At 72.1% G+C, this 19,666-nt stretch carries 20 protein-coding genes; 16 read left to right on the top strand and 4 right to left on the bottom strand.

The features are described from left to right. Positions 1-4: 4 nt before the first annotated feature. Positions 5-1,315 carry a tetratricopeptide repeat protein gene (locus tag AB0M43_RS28605; RefSeq protein ID WP_363728872.1) on the top strand — a complete coding sequence of 437 codons (1,311 nt, stop codon included), beginning with the start codon at positions 5-7 and terminating at the stop codon, positions 1,313-1,315. A 39-nt stretch (positions 1,316-1,354) separates the two neighbouring features. On the opposite strand, the gene AB0M43_RS28600 is transcribed toward AB0M43_RS28605, so the two are convergent. Next, positions 1,355-1,699: a helix-turn-helix transcriptional regulator gene (locus tag AB0M43_RS28600; RefSeq protein WP_363728871.1), complete on the bottom strand. Its 345-nt coding sequence runs from the start codon at positions 1,697-1,699 to the stop codon at positions 1,355-1,357. A gap of 75 nt (positions 1,700-1,774) precedes the next feature. On the opposite strand from AB0M43_RS28600, the gene AB0M43_RS28595 reads away from it, so the two are divergent. Then, positions 1,775-2,854, top strand: coding sequence for an NADH:flavin oxidoreductase/NADH oxidase (locus AB0M43_RS28595; RefSeq protein WP_363728870.1), 1,080 nt, complete (start codon positions 1,775-1,777; stop codon positions 2,852-2,854). Positions 2,855-3,010: 156 nt separating this feature from the next. Here AB0M43_RS28595 and hemW read toward each other — a convergent pair whose 3' ends face one another. Beyond that, positions 3,011-4,204: a radical SAM family heme chaperone HemW gene (gene hemW / locus AB0M43_RS28590; protein ID WP_363728869.1), complete on the bottom strand. Its 1,194-nt coding sequence runs from the start codon at positions 4,202-4,204 to the stop codon at positions 3,011-3,013. Between the two features lie 18 nt (positions 4,205-4,222). On the opposite strand from hemW, the gene AB0M43_RS28585 reads away from it, so the two are divergent. Beyond that, positions 4,223-4,999 carry an enoyl-CoA hydratase-related protein gene (locus AB0M43_RS28585; RefSeq protein WP_363728868.1) on the top strand — a complete coding sequence of 259 codons (777 nt, stop codon included), beginning with the start codon at positions 4,223-4,225 and terminating at the stop codon, positions 4,997-4,999. 11 nt (positions 5,000-5,010) lie between these two features. Continuing rightward, positions 5,011-5,850, top strand: a complete 840-nt coding sequence (locus AB0M43_RS28580) for a hypothetical protein (protein ID WP_363728867.1) — start codon at positions 5,011-5,013, stop codon at positions 5,848-5,850. Here the strand turns inward: AB0M43_RS28580 and AB0M43_RS28575 are convergent. Both AB0M43_RS28575 and AB0M43_RS28570 read right to left on the bottom strand, forming a co-directional pair. Next, positions 5,840-6,379: a DUF4870 domain-containing protein gene (locus AB0M43_RS28575; protein ID WP_363728866.1), complete on the bottom strand. Its 540-nt coding sequence runs from the start codon at positions 6,377-6,379 to the stop codon at positions 5,840-5,842. The genes AB0M43_RS28580 and AB0M43_RS28575 overlap by 11 nt on opposite strands. 53 nt (positions 6,380-6,432) lie before the next feature. After that, the gene (locus AB0M43_RS28570) at positions 6,433-6,867 is read right to left on the bottom strand and encodes a DUF4870 domain-containing protein (RefSeq protein WP_363728865.1); all 435 of its coding nucleotides are present in this window, start codon (positions 6,865-6,867) and stop codon (positions 6,433-6,435) included. Positions 6,868-6,998: 131 nt separating this feature from the next. On the opposite strand from AB0M43_RS28570, the gene hrcA reads away from it, so the two are divergent. From hrcA to AB0M43_RS28510, 12 genes are all read left to right on the top strand, one after another. Continuing rightward, positions 6,999-8,030 carry a heat-inducible transcriptional repressor HrcA gene (hrcA, locus tag AB0M43_RS28565; RefSeq protein WP_363728864.1) on the top strand — a complete coding sequence of 344 codons (1,032 nt, stop codon included), beginning with the start codon at positions 6,999-7,001 and terminating at the stop codon, positions 8,028-8,030. Positions 8,031-8,042: 12 nt separating this feature from the next. Beyond that, positions 8,043-9,161 (top strand): molecular chaperone DnaJ, encoded by a 1,119-nt coding sequence (dnaJ, locus tag AB0M43_RS28560; RefSeq protein ID WP_363728863.1) that lies wholly within the window; start codon positions 8,043-8,045, stop codon positions 9,159-9,161. A 308-nt stretch (positions 9,162-9,469) separates the two neighbouring features. After that, complete coding sequence (locus AB0M43_RS28555) at positions 9,470-10,174, top strand: 16S rRNA (uracil(1498)-N(3))-methyltransferase (RefSeq protein ID WP_363728862.1); 705 nt, start codon at positions 9,470-9,472, stop codon at positions 10,172-10,174. A 164-nt stretch (positions 10,175-10,338) separates the two neighbouring features. Continuing rightward, the gene (locus AB0M43_RS28550; RefSeq protein ID WP_363728861.1) at positions 10,339-10,674 is read left to right on the top strand and encodes a histidine triad nucleotide-binding protein; all 336 of its coding nucleotides are present in this window, start codon (positions 10,339-10,341) and stop codon (positions 10,672-10,674) included. A 48-nt stretch (positions 10,675-10,722) separates the two neighbouring features. Further along, the gene (locus AB0M43_RS28545) at positions 10,723-12,069 is read left to right on the top strand and encodes a serine hydrolase domain-containing protein (RefSeq protein WP_363728860.1); all 1,347 of its coding nucleotides are present in this window, start codon (positions 10,723-10,725) and stop codon (positions 12,067-12,069) included. A 124-nt stretch (positions 12,070-12,193) separates the two neighbouring features. Beyond that, positions 12,194-13,228 carry a PhoH family protein gene (locus AB0M43_RS28540; RefSeq protein ID WP_363728859.1) on the top strand — a complete coding sequence of 345 codons (1,035 nt, stop codon included), beginning with the start codon at positions 12,194-12,196 and terminating at the stop codon, positions 13,226-13,228. A 22-nt stretch (positions 13,229-13,250) separates the two neighbouring features. Next, positions 13,251-13,718, top strand: a complete 468-nt coding sequence (gene ybeY, locus AB0M43_RS28535; RefSeq protein ID WP_363728858.1) for an rRNA maturation RNase YbeY — start codon at positions 13,251-13,253, stop codon at positions 13,716-13,718. Beyond that, on the top strand, positions 13,697-14,983 hold the full coding sequence (locus AB0M43_RS28530) for a hemolysin family protein (protein WP_363728857.1): 1,287 nt from the start codon (positions 13,697-13,699) through the stop codon (positions 14,981-14,983). Before ybeY ends, AB0M43_RS28530 begins: the two co-directional genes overlap by 22 nt. Beyond that, entirely contained in the window at positions 14,976-15,308 is a 333-nt protein-coding gene (locus tag AB0M43_RS28525) for a cytidine deaminase (RefSeq protein WP_363728856.1), read from the top strand. Before AB0M43_RS28530 ends, AB0M43_RS28525 begins: the two co-directional genes overlap by 8 nt. 611 nt (positions 15,309-15,919) lie before the next feature. Beyond that, positions 15,920-16,813, top strand: coding sequence for a GTPase Era (gene era, locus AB0M43_RS28520; protein ID WP_363728966.1), 894 nt, complete (start codon positions 15,920-15,922; stop codon positions 16,811-16,813). Between the two features lie 205 nt (positions 16,814-17,018). Next, on the top strand, positions 17,019-19,016 hold the full coding sequence (locus AB0M43_RS28515) for a carboxypeptidase-like regulatory domain-containing protein (protein ID WP_363728855.1): 1,998 nt from the start codon (positions 17,019-17,021) through the stop codon (positions 19,014-19,016). A gap of 94 nt (positions 19,017-19,110) precedes the next feature. Further along, positions 19,111-19,659, top strand: coding sequence for a shikimate kinase (locus AB0M43_RS28510; protein WP_363728854.1), 549 nt, complete (start codon positions 19,111-19,113; stop codon positions 19,657-19,659). Positions 19,660-19,666: the final 7 nt, after the last annotated feature.

The following is a 19,666-nucleotide window of genomic DNA, read 5'->3' as shown; positions in this document are numbered from 1 at the left end:
CGGAGTGAGCAGGGTGGCCTTCCAGCGCGCGGCGGTCCCGGACGGGCCGGTCAGGACGTTCTTCGACGAGTTCCACGAGCTGCACCTGCACGCCGGCGAACCGAGTTCGCGCACCCTGGCGCGCAGCACGTCGATCTCGTACACCACCGTCGCCGCGGCGTTCCGGGGGCCGAAGCTGCCGGTGTGGGGCAACGTCGAACTGCTGGTCGAAGCGCTCGGCGGTGATGTCGAGGAGTACCGGAAACTGTGGAAGGCCGCGAGGCGGGCCGAACAGGTCCCGCTCTCCACCGCGACCCTCCAGGCCCGGGCGGTGATGGCACCCGCCGTCGGCAACGCGGTGCGCACCGGCGGCGCGGCACCCGCACGCGTGGTGGAGTTCTTCCCGGTGATCGAAGCCACCGTCTCCGAACTCACGCTCCTGCGCCGCGAGCCGGGAACCCTCGCCGCGCTACAGGTCGTCGTGGACCTCTTCGGGGAGCTCCTGGGCCCGGACCACCCGTCCGTCCTCACCGCCCGCACCGACGTCGGCCACTGGCGCGGTGAGGCCGGCGACGGCGCTGGTGCGATCGCCGTGTTCGAGGAACTCCTGCCAGACGTCGAGCGGGTCCGGGGTGCCGAACACCCCGACACCCTCGCCACCCGGAACAACCTCGCGTACTGGCGTGTGGACACCGGGGACGTCACCGTCGCGCTGGCGGCGTTCGTGGAGCTCCTGCCCCAGGTCGAGCGGGCCCTGGGCCCCGACCACCTCGACACCCTCACCACCCGGAACAACCTCGCGCGCTGTTGGCGGGAAGCCGACCACCCGGTCGCGGCCGGCACGGCGTTCGAGGAGATCCTCACCGACCGGGTCCGGCTACTCGGCTCCGACCACCCGCACACCCTCAACACGCTCAACAACCTGGCCCACTGCCACGGGGACGCGGGTGACCCGGACGCGGCCATCAGGCTGTTGGAGGAGGTCGTCGCCGACCGGATCCGGATCCTCGGCACCGAGCACCCGCACACCCTCAACACCCGCCACGGCATCGCGTACTGGCGGGGGGAGGCGGGCGACGTGGCCGGCGCGCTCGCCGGGTTCGAGGCGCTGCTGGTGGACCAGACCCGGATCCTCGGCCCGGACCACCCGCACACCCTCGGCACGCGCGGCCACGTCGCCCACTGGCGGGGGGAGGCGGGTGAGGTGGCGGAAGCGCTCGCCGCGTTCGAGGCGCTGCTGGAGGACGAGATTCGGGTTCTCGGCGCCGACCACCCGAATACCGTCGAGACCGGTCACGACCTCGCCCGGTGGAAGGCGCACCCGACCAGCCAGTGACATGACCGGCGGTACGCGTCCGACGTCGGCCGCGTCCGCTCAGGCCGGGTGCGCCGCTTCCCCGGTCTGTGCGCCGCGTGCCGCGTTCAGCACGCTCGTCAGCACGCCCGGGAACAGTGCCTCCAGGTCCTCGCGGCGCAGCGTGCTCATCTTCGACGTGCCCTGGTAGTGCTGCGCGATGACGCCCGCCTCCCGCAGTACCCGGAAATGGTGGGTGGTCGTGGATTTGGTCACCGGCAGGTCGAAGGCGATGCAGGCCATGTCGCCGTGCCCGTCGGCCAGCATCGTCGCGATCCGCAGCCGCACCGGGTCGGACAGGGCGTGCAGCACGGCGGCGAGGGTGATCTCGTCCGTGGCGGGGTGTGGCAGGGCTCTCGGCGACATGGTTTCCATAGTACGACAGGCATGGTAGTTTCACATCTGCCGTACTACGAAGCCTGTCGTACTAAAGGAGTGGCTGTGAGCGCCCTGTTCGAACCCCTGACCCTGCGATCGCTCACCATCCCGAACCGGATCTGGATGGCCCCGCTGTGCATGTACAGCGCGGTCGACGGCGTACCCAACGACTGGCACCTGACCCACCTGGCGGCCCGGGCGGCCGGCGGCGCGGGCCTGATCCTGGTCGAGGCCACGGCCGTGAACCCCGCCGGCCGGATCACGCCCGGCGACCTGGGGCTGTGGAACGACACCCAGCGCGACGCGTTCGTCCGGATCACCGACTTCCTCACGACCCAGGGCACGGTCCCCGGCATCCAGCTCGCGCACGCCGGCCGCAAGGCCTCCGCGACCGCCCCGTGGGCCGAGGCCGCGACGGTGCCGGACGCCGACGGTGGCTGGACCCCGGTCGCGCCCAGCGCCGAGGCCTTCGACGGCCTGCGCGAACCCGCCGAGCTGACCGTCGAGGAGATCCGGGGCATCGTCGCCGACTTCGCCGCCGCCGCCCGCCGGGCGCTCGACGCCGGGTTCCGGGTGGTCGAGGTGCACGGCGCGCACGGGTACCTGATCCACGAGTTCCTCTCCCCGCACGCCAACCACCGCACCGACGCCTACGGCGGGTCGTTCGAGAACCGGGCCCGGTTCGCGCTGGAGGTGGTGGACGCGGTCCGCGCCGTGTGGCCGGCCGACCTGCCCGTCTTCTACCGCACCTCCGCCACGGACTGGCTGACGGAGAACCCCGCCGACCCGCGCGACGGGTGGACCGTGGACGACACCGTCCGGCTGGCCGGACTGCTCCGCGAGCACGGCGTGGACCTGGTCGACACGTCCTCCGGCGGCATCGCCCGGGACGCGAAGGTCGTCACCGGGCCCGGCTACCAGGTGCCGTTCGCGGCCCGGGTGCGCGCCGAGGCCGGGGTGGCGGTCGGTGCGGTCGGGCTGATCACCGAGCCGAAGCAGGCCGAGGACATCGTGGCGACCGGACAGGCCGACGCGGTACTGCTCGGGCGGGAGCTGCTCCGGGATCCGTCGTGGGCGCGGCGCGCGGCGGTGGAGCTGGGGGCGCGGCCGGGGTGGCCGGTCCAGTACGCGTGGGCGCTCTGACGGATCCGCCGGGCAGCGGGTCCCGCGCTGCCCGGCCCCGGCATGACATGGCCTGATGTGGCCCGCCCCGACCTGATCGGGGCGTCGCGCCTCGCCGGGCTGGGCCGTGCCTGGCCGGGCCGGGCCGGGCCGGTCCCCGCCGGGCCGTGCCGGGCCTCAGGTCAGGTCGCGGATCACCGCGTCGGCGAGCAGCCGCCCGCGCAGCGTCAGCACCGCCCGGTCCTCGACCAGCGTCAACAACCCGTCCGCCACCGCCCGGTGCGCCGCCGCCAGCCCGGCCCCGTCGAGCAGCGCCAACGGCAGCCCCTCGGCGAGCCGCAGCCGCAGCATGATCTCCTCGATCCGGCGTTCCTCGGCGGTGAGCAGCTCCCGCCCGACCCCGGGGGACACCTTGTCGGCCGCCCGGGCCGCGTACGCGTTGGGGTGCTTCACGTTCCACCACCGCACGCCGCCCACATGGCTGTGCGCGCCCGGCCCGAGGCCCCACCAGTCCCCGCCGCGCCAGTAGAGCAGGTTGTGCCGGCACTCGCCGCCGGGGCGGGCCCAGTTGGAGACCTCGTACCAGTTCAGGCCGGCGGCCTCCAGGGTGGACGACGCCGCCAGGTACCGGTCGGCGGCCACGTCGTCGTCGGGGTACGGCAGCTCGCCCCGCCGCATCCGCGCGGCCAGCCGGGTGCCGTCCTCGATGATCAGGGCGTACGCGCTGACGTGGTCGACCCCCGCGTCGAGGACGGCGTCGAGGGACGCGGCGAAGTCCTCGGGCCGCTCGCCCGGCGTACCGTAGATCAGGTCGAGGTTGACGTGGTCGAAGCCGGCGTCCCGGGCCTCCTGCGCGGCCTGGACGGCGCGGCCGGGGCTGTGCTTGCGGTCGAGAACGGCCAGCACGTGCGGGGCCGCCGACTGCATGCCCAGCGAGATCCGGTTGAAGCCGGCCGACCTGAGCTCCTTGAGCATCGTCGGGCTGACCGTCTCCGGGTTCGCCTCGGTGGTGATCTCCACGTCGTCGGTGAAGCCCCAGGTCGCGTCGATCCGCTCCAGCAGCCGGCCCAGCTCGGACGGCGGCAGCAGGGTGGGGGTGCCGCCCCCGACGAACACGGCGGAGACGGGGCGGGGGCCGCGCAGTACCCGGGAGGCGAGTTTGAGCTCGGCCAGCACCTGGTTGACGTAGCCGGTCTGGGTCACGCCCTCGCTCGGCGTGTAGGTGTTGAAGTCGCAGTAGCCGCAGCGGGACGCGCAGAAGGGGACATGGGCATACACCCCGAAACCGGATGAACCTGCGGCGGCGAGGGCGGAGGGGGGCAGCGAACCGTCCGTGGGGACGGGAGCACCGGAAGGGAGTACGCCTGGCATGCGACTAGTGTGCCGGTCATGGCCGAAGAACTCGTCAGGTACGCCGCCGCGGATGGCGTGGCGACTCTCACTCTCGACAGCCCGAGCAACCGCAACGCGCTCTCCACGCCCCTGATCAGGCAGTTCACCGACGCGCTCCGGCAGGCCCTGGCCGACGACGCGGTCCGGGCGATCCTGCTCGACCACGCCGGCCCGGTGTTCTGCTCCGGGGCCGACCTGAAGGAGACCGCCGCCGCCCGCGAGTCCGGCCAGGTGCCGGCCGCCGCGCTGGTCGACCTGCTCGCCGACCTCGTCGAGGCGCCCAAGCCGGTCGTGGCCCGGATCGCCGGCCCGGCCCGCGCCGGCGGCCTCGGGCTGATCGCCGCCGCCGACATCGCGGTGTGTTCGACGGCCGCCACGTTCGCCTTCACCGAGGTCCGACTCGGGGTGATTCCGGCGGTGATCTCCGCAACAGTCCTGCCCCGACTCACGCCCCGTGCTGCCTCCGAGTTGTACCTGACGGGCGAGGTCTTCGACGGCCACCGGGCCGAGCATGTCGGACTCGTGACAGCCGCCGTACCGGAATCCGACCTCGATCCGGCGGTCCGCCGGTACCTCGACGCGCTCGTTCTCGGCGCACCCGGCGCGCTGGCCGGCGCGAAGGGCCTGCTCAGGGCTCCGGTCCGCGAGCAGCTCCGCGAACTGGCCGAGTTGTCGGCCGGATATTTCCTGTCCGCCGAGGGTCGGGAAGGTGTGGCCGCGTTCGCCGCGAAGCGTGTCCCCTCGTGGGTGCCGGAGCGCCGTACTAGCGCGTAGGGTGGTGTCCCATGCGGACCCGGACGTTACTCACCGTGTTGGCCGTTGGAGTCGTGCTGGTCTGTACCGGCGGCTACTTCGTGGCCCGTTTCCTCGGTGAGAACCTGAAGCTCCCGGTGTCCGGAAAGTCCTGCACGGTGACCGCCGGCGGCACGGTGACCCTCGACGCGGACCAGCTGTCCAACGCCGCGACCATCGCCGCCGTCGGCATCCGGCGCAAGCTGCCCGAGCGGGCGGTCGTGGTCGCGCTCGCGACCGCCTGGCAGGAGTCGAAGATCCGCAACCTGTCGGGCGGGGACCGCGACTCGATCGGCCTGTTCCAGCAGCGGCCCTCCATGGGCTGGGGCACCCCGGAACAGATCGCCGACCAGCGGTACGCGACCGGGAAGTTCTACGACAAGCTCGTCAAGATCCCCGGCTGGCAGGACATGCGGGTCACCGACGCCGCCCAGGCCGTGCAGATCAGCGCGCACCCGGAGCTGTACGAGCAGTGGGCCGAGAAGTCCGAGATCCTCACCCGGGCGCTCGGCGGCTCGGCGGGGCAGGCCGTGGCGTGCACCCTGCCCGGCGACCCGAAGCAGCAGGGTTCCGCGGCCGTCGCCGCGCTGGCCGCCGCGCTCAAGCTCGACTGGGGGCAGGCGGGGGCGACCCGGGCCACGGCCATGGACCTCAAGCCCCGCGACGCCCAGGCCGGCTGGCAGTACGCGCACTGGCTGGTCGCGCACGCCGAGGAGCACGGGGTCCGCGCCGTGCGCTACGCGGGCATGGAGTGGACCCCGGGCGACGGCACCTGGCAGAAGAAGAAGGACGCGACGGGTACGGAGACCGTCACCGCCGAGGTCAGCCCTTGATCATCCGAATGGTCAACGGGTACGTGTAGAACCGGCCCCGGCTGGCCGCCGCCCCGGCGATCACCGAGAACGTGACCGACACGACCAGCGGCACGAACGCGAGCAGGAAGACCACGAAGAAGCCGACCCCGTTCGTGATCGCGCCGAGCCCGCAGGCCGCGACGAACGACACCAGGATCCAGCCCAGGGACCAGAAGATCATCGAGATGTGGAAGTTCAGGGCCTCGGCGGCGTTGGCTCTGACCCAGCCCGAGGTGGGGCCCTTGATCACGTACATCAGGATGGGGCCGAGGATGCCGGCCAGCCCCAGGTAGTGGGTCATCGCCGCGTCCGACATCTCCAGGCGGTGCGGGGCCGGGCCCGCGTACGCCGGGTCGGCGGGGTCGCCCGGGCCGCCGTGCCCGTAGCCGGAGCCCGGCCGCGCCTGGAACCGCGGCGGGGGCGGGGGCACCCGGTAGCCACCGGGAGCCGGCCGGGGCGGGTTCCACGGCGGGCCGGTGACGGGGAAGTCGTGATCGTTGTCAGTCACGACGTCAGGGTAGGCCAGGGCACCCCGGTAGGGGAGCCCTGCGCCCGGCCTACTTACTTGATCAGGTCCAAGGTGAACGGGTACTTGTAGAACTGCCCCTCGTTGGCCTTCACGCCCGCGAGCACGCCGAACAGGATCGCGACGACGAACACGGCCAGGGAGATGAGGCCCGCGAGGAGCCCGATCAGCCAGCCGACGCCCGGGATGATGTTGCCCGCGCACTGGTAGACGATCACGAACAGGAACGCCACCGCGCTCAGCGGGGCCTGGAAGTTCAGGGCCGCGAGCGAGTGCGCCCGGACGGCCGGGGACTCCTTGCCCTTCGCCAGGAAAGCCACCAGCGGGCCGACGAAACCGAGCACGCCGCAGGAGACGAAAGCGCCGACCGCGGCGCCGAAGGTGGCGACGAGTGCCCAGGTCTTCTCGTCGGAGTTGGCTGGTGGGGGTGGGGGATACCCGTAGCCAGGCGGGGGAGGGGGTTGCGTCATGCCGACAACCTAGTGGTCTTGATCACGGAAGTCTGTCAGCTGACAGCAAGCTGACAGCAGAGTCGGCACATGACTTGTCAGCGGTCGTAGACTGGCACTCACGCCACGGGAGTGCCAGGGAGGTGATGGGCGTGCCGATGGATGAGCGGAAACTGGACGTTCTGCGCGCGATTGTCGAGGACTACGTCGCCACCCAGGAGCCGGTGGGCAGCAAGGCGCTGGTGGAACGGCACAACCTGCGGGTGTCCTCCGCCACCGTGCGCAACGACATGGCCGTCCTCGAGGAGGAGGGGTACATCCGCCAGCCGCACACCAGCGCCGGCCGGGTGCCCACCGACAAGGGATACCGGCTGTTCGTCGACAAGCTCAGCCGGATCAAGCCGATGAGCCCGGCGGAGAAGCGGGCCATCCAGCGCTTCCTCGACGGCTCCGTCGACCTGGACGACGTGGTCCACCGGTCCGTGCGGCTGCTCGCGCAGCTGACCCGGCAGGTCGCCGTCGTGCAGTACCCGTCGCTGACCCGCAGTTCCGTCCGGCACCTGGAACTCATCGCGGTCAGTACCACCCGGATCATGCTCGTGATGATCACGGACACCGGCCGGGTCGAGCAGCGGCTGTGCGAGCTGCCGGGCCCGACCGACGAAGAGTCGATCATGGCGCTCCGCCGGCAGATCAACGAGAAGCTCGTCGGGAAGAAACTGATCGACACGCCGACCCTGGTGCAGGCTCTGGTGGAAGAGGTGCGTTTCGACCTCCGCCCCGCGATGATCAGTCTGTCGACCGTTCTCCTGGAGACCCTGGTCGAACGCGGCGAGGAGCGCCTGGCCCTCGCCGGCACCGTCAACCTGACCCGCAGCGCGCTGGACTTCCCCGGCTCGCTGATGCCGATTCTCGAAGCCATCGAGGAGGAGGTCGTGCTGCTCAAACTGATCGGCGAGACCGACTCCTCCAGCATGGTGCGCGTCCTGATCGGCGACGAGAACGAGTTCGTCGATCTGCGCTCCACCTCGGTGGTCTCCACCGGTTACGGCCCCGGCACGACAGCCGTCGGCGGCCTCGGGGTCCTCGGCCCCACCCGGATGGACTACCCCTCGACCATGGCCACCGTCCGCGCGGTGGCCCGTTATGTCGGCGAGATACTCGCCCAGAACTCCCAAAACTGAGTTAGGACGACAGTGGCCAAGGACTACTACGCGATCCTGGGCGTGAGCCGGGACGCCAGCCAGGACGAGTTGAAGAAGGCGTACCGGAAACTGGCCCGCCAGTTCCACCCGGACGTCAACCCGGCCCCAGAGGCGCAGGAGCAGTTCAAGGACATCAGCGCGGCGTACGAGGTCCTGTCCGACCCGCAGAAGCGCCAGATGGTCGACCTCGGCGGCGACCCGCTGGCGCCCAACGGCGGCGGCATGCCCCCCGGCGGCAGCCCCTTCGTCGGCTTCCAGGACATCATGGACGCCTTCTTCGGCAACTCGGCCGGCCGTGGCCCGCGCTCGCGCGTGCGCGCGGGAGCGGACGCGGTCCTGCGCCTCGAACTGGACCTGCACGAGACCGCGTTCGGCCTGGAGGCCCCGCTCACCGTCGACACGGCCATCGTGTGCGCCACGTGCGACGGCGGCGGCTGCGCGGCCGGCACCACCCCCGTGACCTGCGACGTCTGCCAGGGCCGCGGCGAGGTGCAGAGCGTGCAGCGCACGTTCCTGGGCCAGGTCGTCACCGCCCGCCCGTGCGCCGCGTGCCAGGGCTTCGGCAGCGTCATCCCCAACCCGTGCGCCACCTGCAACGGCGACGGCCGGGTCCGGTCCCGGCGCAACCTGACCGTGAAGATCCCCGGCGGCGTCGAGGACGGGATGCGGATCCGGCTCTCAGGCCAGGGCGAGGTCGGCCCCGGCGGCGGCCCGGCCGGCGACCTGTACGTGGAGATCCACGAGCGCCGGCACGAGGTGTACACCCGCAAGGGCGACGACCTGCACTGCACCGTGTCCGTGCCGATGACGGCGGCGGCCCTCGGCACCCAGCTGACGATCAAGACGCTGGACAGCGAGGAGCTGATCGACATCCGGCCCGGCACCCAGCCGGGGAGCAACCTGCGGCTGCGCGGCAAGGGCGTCCCGCACCTGCGCGGCAACGGCCGGGGCGACATCTACGTGCACCTGGACGTCAAGACGCCCACGAAGCTCGACGGCGACTCCGAGCGGCTGCTGCGGGAGTTCGCGCGGTCCCGGGGCGAGGAGCTGGTCGAGGTGACCAAGCAGGGCGGCGGGTTCTTCTCCCGGGTCAAGGACGCGCTCAAGTAACCGCCGACGCGGCTTCCGGGCCCGGGTGGCCCTTTCGGGGGTCGCCCGGGCCCGCATCATGTCCGGGCTCGGGTCGCCGACTGCCGGGCCGGTCGGGTCGCCACCGGGGCTCCGGGACGCGTCGCCGCACCCAGCACGGGTGCCCCGGTCGATCTCCGCTCCGTGGCGAGCCGGCTCGACCGGTCGCGTGCGCCGTAGGCGCGGTGCGGGGGCGGGGCGGCGGGTTATCCTCGCGGATGGTCGCGGGGCACCCCGGACGGCCCACCGGTGCCCGGGGCGGGCCGCCGGCCCGAGTGCGAGGAGTGCGCGTGAGTCTGGCCTTGTTCTGGGTCGCGGAGCTGCCGTCCGGCGACCGGTTCACCCTGGACGGCCCCGAGGGGCGGCACGCCGCCGACGTGCAGCGGCTCCGGGTCGGCGAGCGGCTGCTGCTGGGTGACGGCGCGGGGGCCACCGCCGAGTGCGTCGTGGTCGACGTCGCGAAGGGCAGTCTGGGGGTACGACTGGAGGAGCGGTTCCGCACCGCCCCCGCCGACCCCCGGCTCGTCGTGGTCCAGGGCCTGCCCAAGGGCGAGCGGGCCGAGCTGGCCGTCCAGGCGATGACCGAGGTCGGCGTCGACGAGATCGTGCCGTGGCAGGCGTCCCGGTCGATCACGCACTGGAAGGGCGAGCGGGCGGCCAAGTCCCTGGAGAAGTGGCGGGCGGTGGCCCGGGAGGCGGCCAAGCAGTCCCGGCGGGCCTGGTTCCCCACGGTCTCCGAGCTACGGAGCACCGCGCAGGTGACCCCGACGTTCGTCCTGCACGAGGAGGCCGACGTCGCGCTGTCCACGGTGCCGCTGCCGGCCGGGGACATCACCCTGGTGGTGGGTCCGGAGGGCGGCATCGACTCCAACGAGGTCCTCGACTTCGCCGACCGGGGCGCGATCCCCGTCCGGCTCGGCCCGAACGTGCTGCGCACTTCCACGGCCGGCGTCGCCGCGCTCTCGGTGCTGTCGGCGCGCCTGGGCCGCTGGTAGCCGGGTACACGCCAACGGTTTGGACGATCTTGACCTCGCTCCAAGGCGCAGTGGCCCGCTGAGGGCGAATCCGGCGAGCGGCGGGTTCAGGCGCCAGGGCAGCACCCTGCGGCTGAGCCCACCGCGCAGTCCGGATTCGTTCCCGGCGGGTCTATCCTGCCCAAGTGACTGACTGTCTGTTCTGCCGGATCGTCCAGGGTGAGCTGCCCGCCACCGTGGTGCTCGACACCGACCGCGTGCTGGCCTTCCGCGACATCTCCCCGCAGGCCCCCACGCACGTGGTGGTCGTGCCGAAGACGCACTACGACAACGCCGTCGAGCTGGCCGCCGCCGACCCGGCCCTCATGGGTGAGCTGGTCGCCGCCGCCGGGCAGGTCGCCGAGACCGACGGGCGCGACTCCGTCCGGCTGGTGACCAACGTGGGCGCCGAAGCCGGTCAGACCGTGTTCCACGTCCACCTGCACGTGCTCGGCGGGCGCGCGCTCGGCCGGCTCGGCTGAGATCTGACCGTTATCGGGCCGCGCCCGGCGGCTGATAGCGTCGCCGACATGAAGGAGCTGGAGCGGCGGGTCCGCGGTGCGCAGGCGGAGGGCCGGGTTCCGGCGGTGCAGGCGGCGGTGGTGCGCGCCGACCGTCCCGACTGGGCGTTCACGGTGGGCGGTTCGGGGACGGACCGGCCGCTCGACGACGCGAGCCAGTTCCGGATGGGCTCGGTCACCAAGACGTTCACTGCCGTCCTGGCGTTGCAGGCCCGCGACGCCGGCCTGATCGACCTCGACGACCCGGTGGGCCGGCACCTGCCGCTGGACGCGCACGGCGTCCACACGTTCCGCCGGCTGCTCAGCCACACCTCCGGCATCCAGCGCGAACCCGACGGCGACGTCTGGGACAGCCTGCGGGTGCCCGGGGCCGCCGACCTGCTCGCCGAGCTGCACCGGGCCGAGCAGGTGCTGCCGTCCGCGCGCCGCTTCCACTACTCGAACCTCGGCCTCGCCCTGGTCGGCCAGGCCGTGGCGGCCCTGCGCGGCGGTACGTGGGAGGAGGTTCTCACCGACCTCGTCCTCAAGCCCCTGGGCCTGACCTCCATCACGAGCGAGCCGACGGACGTGGCGGTGACCGGCTACCAGGTCGACGCGTACTCCGACCACGCCCGCGTCGAGCCCCGCCTGGAGTGCGGCGGGATCGCGCCGGCCGCCCAGCTGTGGGGTACGGCACTGGACCTCGCCCGGTGGGCGGCGTTCCTGACCGACCCGGCGAGCGTCGACCCGGCGGGCGCGGTGCTGGCCGAGGCGACCCTGGAGGAGGCGCGCTGGCCGGTCACGACCAACGACGCCGAGGTCTGGGGCGCGGCGTTCGGGCTCGGGCTGATCATGGTGCCGCAGGCCGACCGGGTCGTGCACGTGGGCCACGACGGGGCGATGCCGGGCTTCCTGGCCGCCGCGTACGGGCGGCGCGGTCCGGGCAGCCCCCGGGGCATGGGCGCGGCCGTGCTCGGTTCCTCGGGCAACGGGGCCGTCGTCCTCGACCTGGCGCACGACCTGCTGGCCGCGTCGGTGGAGAACGATCCGGTCGACGTGACCCCGTGGGCGCCGGGCGCGTCCGTACCCGACGAGTTCCGTTCTGTCCTGGGTCGTTGGTGGGGCGAGGGCTTCGAGCACATCTTCCGCTGGGAGAACGGCCACCTGGTCGCCCGCGCCGCCGGCCTGCCCGCGGACCGCGCCCCGGCGGTGTTCGAACCGCAGTCGGCGGACGTCCTGCGCACCGTGTCGGGCCGCGAGGTCGGCGAGCTGCTCCGGCTGACCCGCGACGCTTCGGGCACGGTCGTCGGCCTGCACTGGGCGACGTACCGGTTCAGCCGCGACCAGCAGGCCTTCGACGGGGGCTCTTTTTCCTGACCGCCGCGAAAATCATGCGGGCCGCCCGGGGGTTCTCCCGATACCATGGGTGCATCAGCAGGCGGCCGGCGGTGTCGGCCCAGGGCAGGGAGAGCAGGTGGGACAGGCCCCTACGGGCCAACGTATGTCCGGAACACCCCCTACCGCGGCGCAGCGGGTTCAATCCAAGATCACCGTGAGCGACCCGAGCTGGATGGTGCAGCTCCTGGGTCCCCGTGACGAAATGCTCAAACTCGTGGAGAAGTCCCTGAAGAGCGACGTGCTCGTCCGGGGCAACGAGATCACCTTCACCGGCGAGGCGGCTGACAACGCCCACGCCGAACGGGTCTTCACCGAGCTGCTGGAGCTCATCGAGAAAGGCCAGACCTTGACGGAAGACGCTGTCCGCCGCACGGTCGGCATGATCGAGGGCGGCGGTGACGAGCGGCCGGCCGAGGTGCTGACCCTCAACATCCTGTCCCGACGCGGCAAGACCATCCGCCCCAAGACCCTGAACCAGAAGCGGTACGTGGACGCGATCGACGAGCACACCATCGTGTTCGGGATCGGCCCCGCCGGTACGGGCAAGACGTACCTGGCGATGGCCAAGGCCGTCCAGGCGCTCCAGGCCAAGCAGGTCACCCGGATCATCCTGACCCGGCCCGCCGTCGAGGCCGGCGAGCGCCTCGGCTTCCTGCCCGGCACGCTCTACGACAAGATCGACCCCTACCTGCGCCCGCTGTACGACGCGCTGCACGACATGATCGACCCCGAGTCGATCCCGCGTCTGATGGCGAACGGCACGATCGAGGTCGCCCCCCTGGCGTACATGCGCGGCCGGACGCTCAACGACGCGTTCGTCGTCCTGGACGAGGCGCAGAACACCACGCCCGAGCAGATGAAGATGTTCCTCACCCGGCTCGGCTTCGGCTCCAAGATCGTGGTCACGGGCGACGTCACCCAGGTCGACCTCCCCAACGGGACGAACAGCGGCCTGCGGGTCGTCCGGGAGATCCTGGAAGGCGTGGAGGACGTGCACTTCGCCCAGCTCGCGAGCTCCGACGTGGTACGCCATAGGCTGGTCGGCGACATCGTCGACGCGTACGCCAAGTGGGACGACGCGCGACAGGAAGCCCGGCCGCACCCGCTGCCCAACCGGCAGCAGGGGCGTCGGCGCTAGACAAGCAGGAGTCAGAACACACGTGTCCATCGAGATCGCGAACGAGTCCGGCGTCGAGACCGCCACGGACCCGATCCTCGCCGTGGCCAGGTACGCCCTCGACGAGATGGGGATCAACCCGCTCGCGGAGCTGTCGATCCTGCTCGTCGAGGTCGAGTACATGGCGGAGTTGAACCAACGGTGGATGGGCGGTGACGGCCCGACCGACGTGCTCGCGTTCCCCATGGACGAGATGACGGTCGACCGGGGTCCCGGCAACGGCACCGAGCACGACGAGCCGGCGCTGCTCGGGGACATCGTGCTGTGCCCGGAGGTCGCGGCCACCCAGGCCAAGACCGCCGGGCACTCCACCGACGACGAGCTGCACATGCTCACCGTGCACGGCGTGCTGCACCTCCTAGGCTACGACCACGCCGAGCCGGAGGAGGAGCGCGAGATGTTCGGGCTCCAGGGCAAGCTGCTCACCGGATGGCGGGCGAGCACGGCCTGATGCCCGACACAACCCTGCTGGCCGTCGCGGTCACGCTGGTGCTCTTCGCTGGAGTCTTCGCGGCCGTCGACGCGGCCATCACGGTGTCCTCACCGGCCCGGAGCGGCGAGCTCGCCCGGGCCGGGGTCCGGGGCGCGCGCTCACTGGAGATCATCGCCGGCGACAAGCCGCACTATCTCAACCTGCTCCTGCTGCTCCGGCTCGCCTGCGAGCTGACGGCCACCACCCTCGTCGCGCTGGTCGCGATCGACACGTGGTCCGCCGGCTGGCAGGCCGCCACCGTCACGGCCGCCTCGATGACCGTGGTCAGCTTCGTGATCGTCGGGGTGGGGCCGAGGACCCTGGGCCGCCAGCACGCGTACCCGGTGGCGCTGGCCGTCGCCCCGTTCGTCCGCTGGATCGGCCGGGCGCTCGGCCCGCTGGCCCGGCTCCTGATCGTGATCGGCAACGCGGTCACCCCGGGCAAGGGGTTCCGCGAGGGCCCGTTCACCACCGCCACCGAACTGCGCGAGATGGTCGACCTCGCCGAGGAACGCGGCACGGTCGACCACGACGAGCGCACGATGATCTACTCCGTGATCGAGTTGGGCGACACCATCGCCCGCGAGGTCATGGTGCCCCGGACCGACATGGTGTGGATCGAGGAACGCAAGGCGCTCCGCCAGGCCATGGCGCTGGCCATCCGCAGCGGCTTCTCCCGGATCCCGGTGATCGGCGAGAGCATCGACGACGTGCTCGGGGTGATCTACCTCAAGGACATCATCCGCCGGCTGGAGAGCCCGGACCTTCCCGTGCGCGAGCTGATGCGCTCGGCCGAGTTCGTGCCCGAGTCCAAGCCCGTGGACGACCTGCTCCGCGAGATGCAGGCCGCCCGGATCCACATCGCGATCGTCGTGGACGAGTACGGCGGCACCGCCGGCCTGGTCACCATCGAGGACATCCTCGAGGAGATCGTGGGCGAGATCACCGACGAGTACGACGTCGAGCGCCCCCCGGTCGAGAAGCTCCCCGACGGCTCCCTGCGGGTCCTCGCCCGGCTGTCGATCGAGGATCTCGGCGAGCTGTTCGGGATGGAGATCCCGGCCGAGGACGTGGAGACCGTGGGCGGCCTGCTCGCCCAGACGCTGGGCCGGGTGCCGATCCCCGGGGCGCAGGCCGAGGTGGCCGGGCTGGAGCTCACCGCCGAGGGCACCGCCGGCCGGCGGAACAGGATCGATACCGTGGTGGTACGCCAAGTGACAGATGGGGAGGGTTCTGATGACTGAGCTGGACGCGGAGGACGGCAAGCTGGTGACGCTGGCCAGGTCGGCCAGGGCCCGGATCGGGGCCCCCGAGGGGGCGGCGGTCCGCGACGGCGACGGCCGGACGTACGCGGCGGCCACCGTCGCGCTGCCCAACCTCTCCCTGACCGCGCTCCAGGGCGCCGTGGCCCAGGCCGTGGCCGCCGGAGCCTCGAAGCTGGAAGCGGCGGTCGTCGTGACCGAGGGTTCCCTGGTCGACGGGGCCGGGCTGGCCGCCGTGCGCGACCTGTCCGCCGACGCCCCGCTGTACGTGGCGGATCCGTCCGGCGCCGTGATGGGGTCGGCGTGAGCAGGGCCGGCTCGAAGGGGTCCGGGCGGCACAAGCCCGAGAAGGACGACAAGCCCAAGCAGGAGGGCAAGGACTGGTACCCGTCGACCAAGCCCGTCTGGAAGCGCGGGCCCGGGGCACGCGCCGCCGGTAACGCGGCGGCCCAGGCCGCGGCGGCCGGGGACGGTGACGGGCGGCGGGTGTCGGGACCGCCGAGGCCGGGTGACCGGGACCACGGCGCGCGTCGCGGGGCCGACGGTGGGGCTTCCGGGACGGTGCGCGGCGGCCGGGACACCGAGGGTGCCTCGGGTGGCCGGGGCACCGCGTGGGGTCGGGACGGTGTGGCGGCCGGCCGGGCCGCGGCTGGTCGGGGTGCGGGCAGTGACCCGACTCCGGGCCGTGGTGCGGCGCGAGGACCGGCGGAGGCGCGAGGTCGTGACGGTCGGGCTGAATCCCGTGGCGGGGACGGGTCCCGTGGTGGGGCCGAGTCTCGTGGCGGGGCTGGCAAGGGTGCCGGTGGCCGGCCGGGGCCCGTGCCCCGTGACCCGGGTCCGCAGCGCAAGGCCGGCGCCAACAAGGCCGGTGCCAAGCAGCTCCTCACCCCCAGCACCGGCGCGGGCGGCTCCGCCGGCATCGGCGTGGAACGCGCCGACTTCCGGGCCGGGTTCGCCTGCTTCGTGGGCCGGCCCAACGCCGGCAAGTCCACGCTGACGAACGCCCTGGTCGGCGCCAAGATCGCGATCACGAGCAACAAGCCGCAGACCACCCGGCACATCATCCGGGGCGTCGTGCACCGGCCGGACGGCCAGCTCATCCTGGTCGACACCCCCGGCCTGCACCGGCCGCGCACCCTGCTGGGCGAGCGCCTCAACGACCTGGTCCGCCAGACGTGGAGCGAGGTCGACGTGATCGGCCTGTGCATCCCGGCGGACGAGGACATCGGCAAGGGCGACACGTTCATCACCAGCGAGATCAGCGAGCTGAAGGCGACCATCATCGCGGTGGTCACCAAGACGGACCTGGTCACCAAGGAACGGCTGGCCGAACAGCTGCTGGCCGTGGCGGAGCTGGGCGCGTTCGCGGAGATCGTACCCGTCTCGGCGGTTTCCGGGGAGCAGGTCGACGTGCTGCTCCAGGTCATGACCAAGCTGCTGCCGAAGTCCCCGCAGCTCTACCCGGACGACGCGCTCACCGACGAGCCGGAGAACGTGCTGATCGCCGAGCTGATCCGCGAGGCCGCGCTGGAGGGCGTCCGCGACGAGCTGCCGCACTCCATCGCGGTGATGGTCGAGGAGGTGCAGGTCGAGGACGGGGTGACCCGGATCTTCGCCGACCTGTACGTCGAACGGCCCTCGCAGAAGGCCATCATCATCGGGCACAAGGGCAGCCGGCTGCGGGATGTGGGGGTGCGGTCCCGGGCGGAGATCGAGAAGCTGCTCGGTACCCGGATCTTCCTGGATCTGCACATCCGGGTGGCCAAGGAGTGGCAGCGCGACCCGAAGCAGTTGCGCAAACTCGGCTTCTGACGACAACTCCGTCCTGATGGGACGGTAGCCGCGAGCCCATGACCAAGGGACCCAAAATCCCCTGGTCATGGGCTTGAGTCGTTCCTCACGGGGCAGTGTCGGGGCGCCCTGGAACCTACAATGGAGGCTCTCCTCACCCTCCATCCACAAAGGATGTCCCCAGATGCGCATGCCAAAGCTACGGGAGGCCACGGCGGTGGCTGCCTTGGCGATCGCTCTCCTCGTTCCGACCGGGCCGGCGCTCGCCGCGCCCGCCCAGGCCGCCACCGGCACGATCAGCGGCCACTACCGCACCGCCGCCGGCGAGGCCGTCCCCTACGCGACGGTGCGGGTCAGCCACCCGGACTACACCGGCGACAAGTGGACCCCGATCGGCGCGGACGGCTCGTTCACCCTCGACGTCGAGCCCGGCGAGTACCTGGTCTACTTCGACTCCTGGGCGCACAGCGACCAGTACGCCTACGGCAAGGTCAAGCGCGAGGACGCGACCCGGTTCACCGTGGCCGCCGGGCAGACCGTCACGGTGGACGACGTCGCCCTGCCGACCGGCACGGTCAGCGGCACGCTCACCAACGCCGCCGGGCAGCCCGTGATGTACAGCTACGTCCGGGCGTACACCCCCGACGGGGGCTGGGTGAGCAGCCAGACCATCTACAACGGCCGGTACACCCTGGCGGGGCTGCACCCCGGCGAGTACCTGTTGAGCTTCGCCATCGCCGACGGCAACGACGCCGGGCACCAGTTCGCGCCGGGGCAGAAGTCCCAGTCGACCGCCGGCCGGTACACGGTGGTCGCCGACCAGACCCTCACGGTCGACGAGCGGCTCCTGCCCACCGGCACCCTCGCCGGCCGGGTGCTCACCGCGGCCGGCGGCCCGGCCCCCGCCCAGCTCCGGGTGTACGCCTACCACGCCGCCAGCGGTTCGTACTCCGACCTCGGGGGCTACACGGACGCCGACGGCCGGTTCTCGTTCACCACCTTCGCGGACGACTACAAGGTCTCCTTCCAGACCGGCTACGGCAGCTACGAGTCCCAGTTCTTCCACGGGAAGCGCAGCCGCGAGGCGGCCGACTGGATCACGGTCCGCGCGAACGAGGCCACCGACATCGTCGACAGCATCCTGCCGACCGGTTCCGTGCGGGTCACCGCCACCGACTCCGCGACGGGCGCGCCGATCGGCAACGTCTGCGCCTCCGTCGGCTACCGGTCCGCGTGCGCGGAGGGCACCGGCGTGGCGATCGTGGAGGGCCTCACCATCGGCGAGTACTCCGCGTACGTCTGGGCCGACACGTACGACGGCCGCCCGGCGTCGGTCACGGTCCTCGCCGGCCAGACCGTGCCGCTCCAGACCAGCCTGACGGCGACCCCGATGGTGACCGTGACGGTGCGCGACACGGCGGGCAACCCGGTGGCCGGGGCGCATCCGTGCCTACTGCCCCTCACCAGCAGCTACGTCGGCTGCTTCTCGTCGCCGACCCGGTCCGACGCGAACGGCGTGGCGAAGATCTACGCCCCGAACGTCACGGGCGACTACCGGATGTTCGTCGAGGCGCCGGAGACCGGGGACCTCGGCGCGCAGTGGGTCGGCGTGTCCGGCGGCACCGGAGACCCGCTCCAGGCGGCGCCCCTGCACGTCGTGGCCGGTCAGAGCAGCACCGCGCCCGATGTCCGGCTCGACCGGGCGGGCACGATCGCCGGCAAGGTCACCGACAAGGCGACCGGGGCCGCGCTCCGCGACGTGACGGTCTCTCTCGGCAGCTACCACCCGGGCTCGGGCGAATGCCGGTGCGTGTCCACGGACCCGTCCGGCCAGTACCGGATCGGCAAGCTCGGCCCGTACGCGTGGCCGCTGCTCTACACCCACAACCCCGCGCACGCGGCCCAGTGGTCCGGCGGCGCCGGCGACCGGACGAAGGCCAAGAAGCTCCAGGTCGTGGCGGGCGGGACCACCAACAGCCACGTGAAGCTGTCCAAGGGCAACACGGTGACCGGTACGGTCGCCGGGGCCCAGTGGATCCGGATCCTGGCGATCAACACCGCCACCGGGGACATCATGGGGTGGGCGGACTCGCCCGACGGCCGGTACACGATGCAGGTCTCCGGTCCGCAGACCGTCAGGTTCGTGGTCGACGACGGCAGCGGCCGGTCCTCCGGCCCGGTCGTGATGCCGAGCGTCGACTCGACGTTCACGGTCAACCTGTAGCGGTCGGGGCTGGTCGGGGCTGTCCGCACCCGGCCAGCCCCGCGGCCGCCGCACAGCGGTTGTGTTCCGGCGCGGACACCCTAGGCTCGGCCGGATGCGCAGAGTCTCGATGGTGGGTACCCCCGGCTCGGGGAAGACGACCCTGGGCCGGGCGCTCGCGGAGCGGCTCGGCGTGCCGTACCTGGAGCTGGATTCCGTCTTCCACCAGGCCGGTTGGGAACCGTTGCCGGCCGACGAGCTGCGGGCCCGGGCCGCCGAGGTGGTCGCCGGGGACGGCTGGGTGGTCGACGGGAACTACAGCGCGGTGCGGGAGCTGGTCTGGGCGCGCGCCGACACGGTCGTGTGGTTCGACCGGCCGAAATGGCAGGTCGTGTGGCGGGTGGTACTGCGGAGCCTGCGCCGGACGGCCACCCGCGAGGTGCTGTGGAACGGCAACCGCGAGCCGCTGCGGGGCCTGCTGCCCGTCGACCGCGAGCATTCGGTGATCGCCTGGGCGTGGGTGAAACACGCCGAATACCGCGAGCGCTACCGGGCGGCGGCCGCCAACTCCGACAACCAGAATCTCCATTTCGTACGGATCGCCAGTGACGCCGACGCGCGCGCCCTCCTGGACTCTTGCGGCCCGGAGCGGCAACCCCGATGATCCTCGG

The organism is Longispora sp. NPDC051575 (assembly GCF_040681875.1).
Taxonomy (GTDB): domain Bacteria; phylum Actinomycetota; class Actinomycetes; order Mycobacteriales; family Micromonosporaceae; genus Longispora.
This window is presented reverse-complemented; position numbering and strand designations above follow the sequence as displayed.